Source organism: Cellulomonas sp. IC4_254 (assembly GCF_011603975.1).
Classification (GTDB): domain Bacteria; phylum Actinomycetota; class Actinomycetes; order Actinomycetales; family Cellulomonadaceae; genus Cellulomonas.
Genome location: NZ_JAANNB010000184.1, coordinates 1 through 7,706, shown reverse-complemented (window position 1 = coordinate 7,706; position 7,706 = coordinate 1). Strand labels below are relative to the sequence as shown.

Below are 7,706 nucleotides of genomic sequence, written 5' to 3'. Positions count from 1 at the left end.
CCGCCCGGCCCGGCGGTGCGGGCTCGGGCGGCGGCCGAGGTGGTGCGGGGTGCTGCGGGCTCGCGTCAGTGCGTGCCGACGATGTCCACGACGAACACCAGGGTGTCGCCGCCGCGGATGCCGGCCTGCGGGACGCCGCGGTCGCCGTAGCCGAGGTGCGACGGGATGGACAGCAGCACGCGCGAGCCGACCGGCTGGCCGACGAGGCCCTCGTCCCAGCCGCCGATCACGGCACCGACGCCGATCGGGAACGAGATGGAGGAGCCGCGGTCGTACGAGTTGTCGAAGACGTGGCCGCCCCAGGTCTGGCCCAGGTAGTGGACCTCGAGGTCGTCGCCGGCCTCGACCAGCGCGCCGTCGCCGGGCGACAGCACGACGACCTCGAGCTCGGCGGGGGCGTCGCCCTCGGGGAACGTCAGGGTCGGCTTCTCACCGAACGAACCGGTGGCCTCGGGCAGCGTGGCGGGCATGACGTCTCCTCGATCGGGTGCGGCGTACTCCCCCATCCTGCACGGTGCGATCCCCGGCTCGCGAACGCGCCCGGGTTACGGTCGTGGCGGCGGGCGACGGGCGCCCGCCGGGACGGGAGCACCGATGACGCTGACCACCTGGGCCGGGAACCTCACCTACGCCGCCGCGCGCGTGCACGAGCCGCGGACGGTCGAGGAGGTGCAGGAGGTGGTGGCCGGCGCGCGGCGCGTGCGGGCCCTCGGCACCCGGCACTGCTTCAACGCCGTCGCGGACACCCCCGACGACCTGGTCCGGCTGGACGGCCTGGACCCGGCGGTCGAGGTCGACACCGCGGCCCGGACGGTGACCGTGGCGGCCGGCACCCGGTACGGCGCGCTCGCCCGCGAGCTGCACCCCCGGGGCTGGGCGCTGCACAACCTCGCGTCGCTGCCGCACATCTCCGTCGCCGGCGCGGTGGCCACCGCGACGCACGGCTCGGGCGACCGGTCCCGGAACCTGGCCGCCGCGGTCGCCGGCCTCGACCTCGTGACCGCCGACGGCTCGCTGCGGCACGTCGCCCGCGGCGACACCGACTTCCCGGGGGCGGTCGTGGCGCTGGGCGCGCTGGGCGTGGTCGTCCGCGTCACCCTCGACGTCGAGCCGGCCTACGACGTCGCCCAGGAGGTGCACACCGACCTGCCCTGGGACGCCGTGCTCGAGCACCTCGACGAGATCACCGGCTCCGCCGACTCGGTCAGCCTGTTCACCGACTGGTCCCCGTCCGGCGTCCGGCAGGTGTGGCGCAAGACCCGCGTCGCCCCCGGCGCGGCGTACGAGCCGCGCGGCGACCTGTTCGGCGCCCGCCCGGCCACCGGCCCGCTGCACCCGCTGCCCGGCATCGACCCGGTGAACTGCACCCAGCAGCTCGGCGTGCCGGGTCCGTGGCACGAGCGGCTGCCGCACTTCCGGCTGGAGTTCACCCCCAGCAACGGCGACGAGCTGCAGTCCGAGTACCTGGTCCCCCGCGCGCACGCGGTGGCGGCGATCGAGGCGCTGCGCGGGCTCGGCGACCTGGTGGCGCCGCTGCTGCAGGTCGCCGAGATCCGCACGATCGCCGGCGACGACCTCTGGCTCAGCACCGCCGAGGGCGGCGACCGGGTCGGCCTGCACTTCACCTGGCTGCCCCGCCAGGCCGAGGTCGAGGCCGTGCTCCCGCGCATCGAGGCCGCGCTGGCGCCGTTCGGGGCCCGCCCGCACTGGGGCAAGCTGTTCGGCGCAGTGGGCGCGCCGGGCACCGACCCGCGGGACCTCTACCCCCGGCTGGACGACTTCCGCGCCCTGGTGGCCCGGACGGACCCGGACGGGACGTTCCGCAACGCGTTCGTCGACCGGCACGTGCTCGGTCGCGCCTGACCCGCCCGGGGTGGGGGTGAGTGGAGCGTTCTGCCGGGACACGCCGCGCGTGCCGGGCAGAACGCTCCACCCCCGTCGGCGACGACGTCAGCAGCAGCCCGGCCCGGTGCCCCGGTCGGACGTGCCCAGGACAGCGCCGACGTACCAGCGCACCGCGCGGGCCACCCGCGCGACCGCGCCCAGCACGCCGCTCACGACCGCGCCCGCTTCCCGCCGGACCCGCCCGCGCCGTGCCCGCCGCCCCGGTGCCCGCCGCCCACGGGGGCCACCCGGCCCTCCTCGACCATCCGCGCGAACTCCGCCTCGACCTTCCGCTCCAGCGGGGACGCGAACAGCTGCCCGGGCGCGTAGAGCCGCGACGGCTCGGCCGGGTCCTCGGACGTCCCGATCCCGCCGGGCGTCCGCAGCGCGCGGGCGACCGTGACGATCGCCGCCACGAACAGCGTCGCCACGAGCACGACGAACAGGATGGACAGCGTCCCCTGGATCGCGGTGTTCCGGACCACCGCCCGCGCGTCCGCGAGCGCCGCCGGGTCGTCGATGCCGTCCGCGATCAGCTGCCGGTACTGCCGGTGCTGCGCCCAGTACCCGATGGCCGGGACGCTGGAGAAGATCTTCTGGTACGACGCCGTGAACGTCACGACGGTGTCCCAGGCCAGCGGCACCAGCGGGATCCACGCCCACCGCACGTAGCCCTTGCGGACCACCATCACGGTGACCACGAGCAGGGCGACCGCGGCGATCAGCTGGTTCGCGATGCCGAACAGCGGGTACAGCGTCCGGATGCCCCCGAGCGGGTCCGTGACGCCCATGAGCAGCAGCGAGCCCCAGGCCGAGACGACGACCGCCGTGGAGATCCAGCCGCCGACCAGCCAGGACGGGTCCCGGAACCGTGGCACCCAGTTGCCGATCGCGTCGGAGAGCTGGAACCGGGCGACTCTCGTCACCGCGTCGACGGCGGACAGGATGAACAGCGCCTCGAACATGATCGCGAAGTGGTACCAGAACGACATCATCCCGGTGCCGCCGACCACCTGGTGCAGGATGTTCGCCATCCCGACGGCCAGGGTCGGCGCGCCGCCCGTCCGGGACACCACGGACGGCTCCCCGACGTCCTCGGCCACCTTGTCCAGTGCCTCGGCGCCGGTGAGCGACACGGGGTTGCCGTCGGCGTCCTCGGACTCCCAGCGGATCTCCACCGGGTCACCCGCGGCGTCGGTCACGCCCAGGTCGGCGATCGCGGCCTCGGCGCCGATCGAGGTGCCCTCGGTCATCACGGCCGGCGCGTTCATCGAGAAGTACACGCCCTGGTTGAGCGACACCGCGGCGGCCAGCGCCATGATCGCGACGAACGACTCCATCAGCATGCCGCCGTAGCCGATCATCCGGACCTGCGACTCCTTCTGCACCATCTTGGGCGTGGTGCCGGAGGCGACCATCGCGTGCATCCCGGACAGGGCGCCGCACGCGATCGTGATGAACAGGAACGGGAACAGCGCGCCGGCGAACACCGGCCCCTCCCCGTTCGACGCGAACTCGGTGACCGCGGGCATCTGCGCGATCGGCCGGACCAGCACGATGCCGAGGGCGAGCACGAGGATCGTCCCGACCTTCATGAACGTCGACAGGTAGTCGCGCGGGGTCAGCAGCAGCCAGACGGGGAGCACCGCGGCGAAGAAGCCGTAGATGACGACCGCCCACGTCAGCGTCACCGGCGACAGGTGCAGGTGCTCGCCCCAGGACGACTCGGCGACCCACCGGCCGCCCACGATCGCGGCGATCAGCAGCACGAACCCGATGACCGACACCTCGGTGACGGCGCCGGGACGGACGAACCGCAGGTAGAGCCCCATGAGCAGCGCGATCGGGATGGTGCACCCGACCGAGAACACGCCCCACGGACTCTCGGCGAGCGCGTTCACGCACACCATGGCCAGGACGGCCAGCACGATCATCAGCATCACGAACACGACGACCATCGCGACGGTGCCGCCGAACCTGCCGATCTCGTCCCGGGCCATCTGGCCGAGCGACCGGCCGCCGCGCCGCGTCGAGAAGAACAGCACCAGCATGTCCTGCACGCCGCCCGCGACGACCACGCCGAGGATGATCCACAGCGTGCCGGGCAGGTAGCCCATCTGCGCCGCGAGCACCGGGCCGACGAGCGGGCCTGCACCGGCGATCGCGGCGAAGTGGTGCCCGTACAGCACCCGCCGGTCGGTCGGGTCGAAGTCGCGCCCGTTGTCCACCCGCTCCGCCGGCGTCGCCCGGGTGTCGTCGGGCCGCATGATCCGGCGCTGCACGTACAGCGCGTAGAACCGGTACGCGATCGCGTAGGTCGCGACCGCCGTCACCACGAACCAGATGGTGTTGACCTGCTCGCCCCGGACGACGGCCAGCATGGTCCAGCCGACCGCGCCCGCCAGCGAGATCGCCACCCACACCGCGATCCGCACCGGCGTCCACCGCTGGCGCGGGACCACGCCGACCGGCGTCCCGTCCTGCGCCCGGACGACCTGCGCCCGTTCCTCGTCGGTGTAGTCCTGCTCCTCGACGGTCGCCTGCGCCATGTGCTGAGCCCCTTCGCTCACGTGCCGTGCACGCGGGCGCGCTCGACCGCACGGAGGCGCGACGACGCGCCCGGCGGCTGGGACCGAGGCGCCCCCTGTGTGCCTCCTCGCCAACCTAACCGGCCCGGGTAAGCGCCTGCCACCCGAGCTCGTCCGGCGCCCGTGCGGGGCGCACCGCGGGCGCCGCGGGCGCCGTCAGCGCGCCAGGAACGCCAGCAGGTCGTGCCGGGTCAGGACGCCGACGGGCTGCCCGTCGTCGACCACCATGAGCGCGTCGTGCTTCTGCAGCGCCTCGCGCGCCGACTCGACCGACTCGCCCGACCCGATCAGCGGCAGCGCCGCCGCCATGTGCCGGTCCACCCGGTCGGACAGCGACGCCGTCCCCGAGAACACCGCGTCCAGCAGCTCGCGCTCGGAGACCGACCCGGCGACCTCGCCGATCTTCACCGGGGGCTCCGCGCCGACGACCGGCATCTGCGAGACGCCGTACTCCTGCAGGATCTCGATGGCGTCCCGGACCGTCTCGTTCGGGTGCGTGTGCACGAGGGCCGGCACGCTGCCGTCCTTGGTGCGCAGCACGTCCGTGACCGTGGCGCCCGCCTCGGTGTCGAGGAACCCGTAGGACCGCATCCACCGGTCGTTGAAGATCTTCGACAGGTAGCCCTTGCCGCTGTCCGGCAGCAGCACGACGATCACCGCCTGCGCGGCCGCCGCCGGGTCCTCCTCCTCGAGCCGGCGGGCCAGGCGCAGCGCGCCCTCGACGGCCATGCCGCAGGACCCTCCCACCAGCAGCGCCTCCTCGCGGGCCAGGCGCCGGGTCATCGCGAACGAGTCGGCGTCGGACACGGCGATGATCTCGTCCGGGACCGACGGGTCGTAGGCGGCGGGCCAGAAGTCCTCGCCCACGCCCTCGACCAGGTACGGCCGCCCGTCGCCGCCCGAGTACACCGACCCCAGCGGGTCGATGCCGACGACCCGCACCGGGCCGCCGTCGGCCGCCGCACGGTCCGCGGACGCGTCGTGCAGGTACCGGCCGGTGCCGGTGATGGTGCCGCCGGTGCCGACGCCCGCGACGAAGTGCGTGACCCGGCCGTCGGTGTCCGCCCAGATCTCCGGCCCGGTCGACTCGTAGTGGCTGGCGGGCCCGTTGACGTTCGCGTACTGGTTCGGCTTCCAGGCGCCCTCGATCTCCGTGACCAGCCGGTCGGACACCGAGTAGTACGAGTCCGGGTGGTCCGGCGGCACGGCGGTGGGGGTCACGACCACCTCGGCGCCGTACGCGCGCAGGACGTCGCGCTTGTCCTCCGACACCTTGTCCGGGCAGACGAACACGCAGCGGTACCCCTTGCGCTGAGCCACCAGGGCGAGGCCGACGCCGGTGTTGCCGCTCGTCGGCTCGACGATCGTGCCGCCCGGGCGGAGCTCGCCGGCCGCCTCGGCCGCCTCGATCATCTTCAGCGCGATCCGGTCCTTGGCGGAACCGCCCGGGTTGAAGTACTCGACCTTGGCCAGGATGGTCGCCGACAGGCCCTCGGTCACGGCGTTGAGCCGGACCAGCGGGGTGCCGCCGACGAGCTCGGAGATGTGCTGCGCGTACTTCACGGGTCTCCCAGGTGCGGGTGCAGGTGCGAGGCGGGCGGTGCGGCGCGGGGACGAACGTCGGCCCCGCGGGTGGCCCAGCCTAGGCCTCAGGTGACGGTCCCGATGTGCCAGGGCACGAACTCCTCCGCCCCGATGCCGAGCTCCTCGCTCACCGTGGGCGCGCCGGACGCCACCGCGAGGATCCGGTCGAACAGCACCCGGCCCACCTCCTCGACCGTCGCCGCGCCGTCCGCGATCGGCCCGGCGTCCAGGTCCATGTCCTCGGCCATCCGCCGGTACGTCTCGGTGTTGGTCGCGACCTTGATCGACGGCGTCGGGCGGCACCCGAACACGGACCCGCGGCCGGTGGTGAACACGACGACGGTGGCCCCGCCCGCGACGAGGCCGGTCACCGACACCGGGTCGTACCCCGGGGTGTCCATGAACACGAACCCGCTGCGCGGGCGCATCGGCTCGGCGTAGCCGTGCACCGCCGCGAGGTCCGCCTGGCCGCCCTTCGCGACGGCGCCGAGGGACTTCTCCAGGATCGTCGTCAGCCCGCCCGCCTTGTTGCCCGGGGACGGGTTGTTGTCGAGCGAGCCCCCGCCTGCCGCCGCGTACCGCCGCCACCAGTCGATGCGGTCGAGCAGCCGGGCCGCGACCTCCTCGTCGACCGCGCGGCGGGTGAGCAGGTGCTCCGCTCCGTAGATCTCCGGGGTCTCCGCGAGCGCGGAGGTGCCGCCGTAGGCGACCAGGCGGTCCGACGCCCAGCCGAGGGCCGGGTTCGCGGTGATCCCGGAGTAGCCGTCCGAGCCGCCGCAGTTGAGCCCGAGGACGAGCTCGCTCACGTCGACCTCCTCCCGGCGGCACCGGTCGAGGTCGGGCAGCATCGCGCGGACCGCCTCCTCCCCCGCCCGCACGGTCGCGCGGATGCCTCCCGTGTCCTGGATGGTCAGGCTCCGCACCGGGGTGCCGTCCGGGATCGCCGCGAGCAGGCCGCCGGGGTCCGGGGCGTCCGGGACCTCCGGCGCACCCAGGCCCGGTAGGCCGAGGAACGTCCGGCCCGCCACCCGCTCGGCCGGCAGCATCTCGCAGCCGAGGCCCACGACCAGCACGGCCCCGACGTTGGGGTGCGCCGCGTAGCCGCGGAGGGTGCGCAGCAGCAGCTGCCCGCCCTCGCTGTCCGGGATCATCCCGCAGCCCGACTGGTGCGTCAGCGCCAGGACCCCGTCCACGTGCGGGTACTCCGCCAGGGCGGACGGCGGGAACCGGTCGGCGATCATCCGGGCCGTGGAGGCGGAGCAGTTCACCGTCGTCACGATCGCGAGGTAGTTGCGGGTGCCCACCCGGCCGTCGGCGCGCCGGTAGCCCCGGAACGTCGGCCGCGGCCCCGCGGGCACGGGCAGGACCGTGCGACCCGTGCCGACCTCGTGCCGGCGCTCGCCCTCCTCGAACCCGAGGTTGTGCACGTGGACGTGCTCGCCCGCGGCGACGTCCGCGGTCGCGACGCCGATCACCTGGCCGTACTTGCGGACCGGGCCGCCGCGGGCGAGGTCGCGGGTGGCGACCTTGTGGCCGCGCGGCACCCGGTCGCGCACGGTGACGCCGGGGCCCGTGGCGGGCGCGGCGAGGTCGCCCGGGGCGAGGTCGCGGGTGGCGACGGCCACGTCGTCCCCGTCGCGGAGCAGGAGC

General features: G+C 74.4%; 5 protein-coding genes. 1 reads left to right on the top strand and 4 read right to left on the bottom strand.

The features are described 5' to 3' along the window. Positions 1 to 65: 65 nt before the first annotated feature. On the bottom strand, positions 66 to 470 hold the full coding sequence (locus G6556_RS15365) for an FKBP-type peptidyl-prolyl cis-trans isomerase (RefSeq protein ID WP_166943282.1): 405 nt from the start codon (positions 468 to 470) through the stop codon (positions 66 to 68). A gap of 124 nt (positions 471 to 594) precedes the next feature. Between G6556_RS15365 and G6556_RS15360 the strand changes: the two genes are divergently transcribed. Then, positions 595 to 1,863: an FAD-binding protein gene (locus G6556_RS15360; protein WP_166943279.1), complete on the top strand. Its 1,269-nt coding sequence runs from the start codon at positions 595 to 597 to the stop codon at positions 1,861 to 1,863. 191 nt (positions 1,864 to 2,054) lie between these two features. Here G6556_RS15360 and G6556_RS15355 read toward each other — a convergent pair whose 3' ends face one another. The 3 genes from G6556_RS15355 to G6556_RS15345 all read right to left on the bottom strand — a co-directional run. After that, the gene (locus tag G6556_RS15355) at positions 2,055 to 4,433 is read right to left on the bottom strand and encodes a carbon starvation CstA family protein (protein WP_166943276.1); all 2,379 of its coding nucleotides are present in this window, start codon (positions 4,431 to 4,433) and stop codon (positions 2,055 to 2,057) included. 195 nt (positions 4,434 to 4,628) lie between these two features. Continuing rightward, complete coding sequence (locus G6556_RS15350) at positions 4,629 to 6,035, bottom strand: cystathionine beta-synthase (RefSeq protein WP_166943273.1); 1,407 nt, start codon at positions 6,033 to 6,035, stop codon at positions 4,629 to 4,631. Positions 6,036 to 6,121: 86 nt separating this feature from the next. Continuing rightward, positions 6,122 to 7,706: altronate dehydratase family protein (locus G6556_RS15345; protein ID WP_205693564.1), on the bottom strand; the 1,585-nt coding region annotated here is incomplete at its 5' end.

What these genes read in the sequence shown, in the direction of transcription:
- G6556_RS15365 (WP_166943282.1), bottom strand. Translation starts at nt 470, where the DNA reads ATGCCCGCCACGCTGCCCGAGGCCACCGGTTCGTTCGGTGAGAAGCCG.
- G6556_RS15360 (WP_166943279.1), top strand. Translation starts at nt 595, where the DNA reads ATGACGCTGACCACCTGGGCCGGGAACCTCACCTACGCCGCCGCGCGC.
- G6556_RS15355 (WP_166943276.1), bottom strand. Translation starts at nt 4,433, where the DNA reads ATGGCGCAGGCGACCGTCGAGGAGCAGGACTACACCGACGAGGAACGG.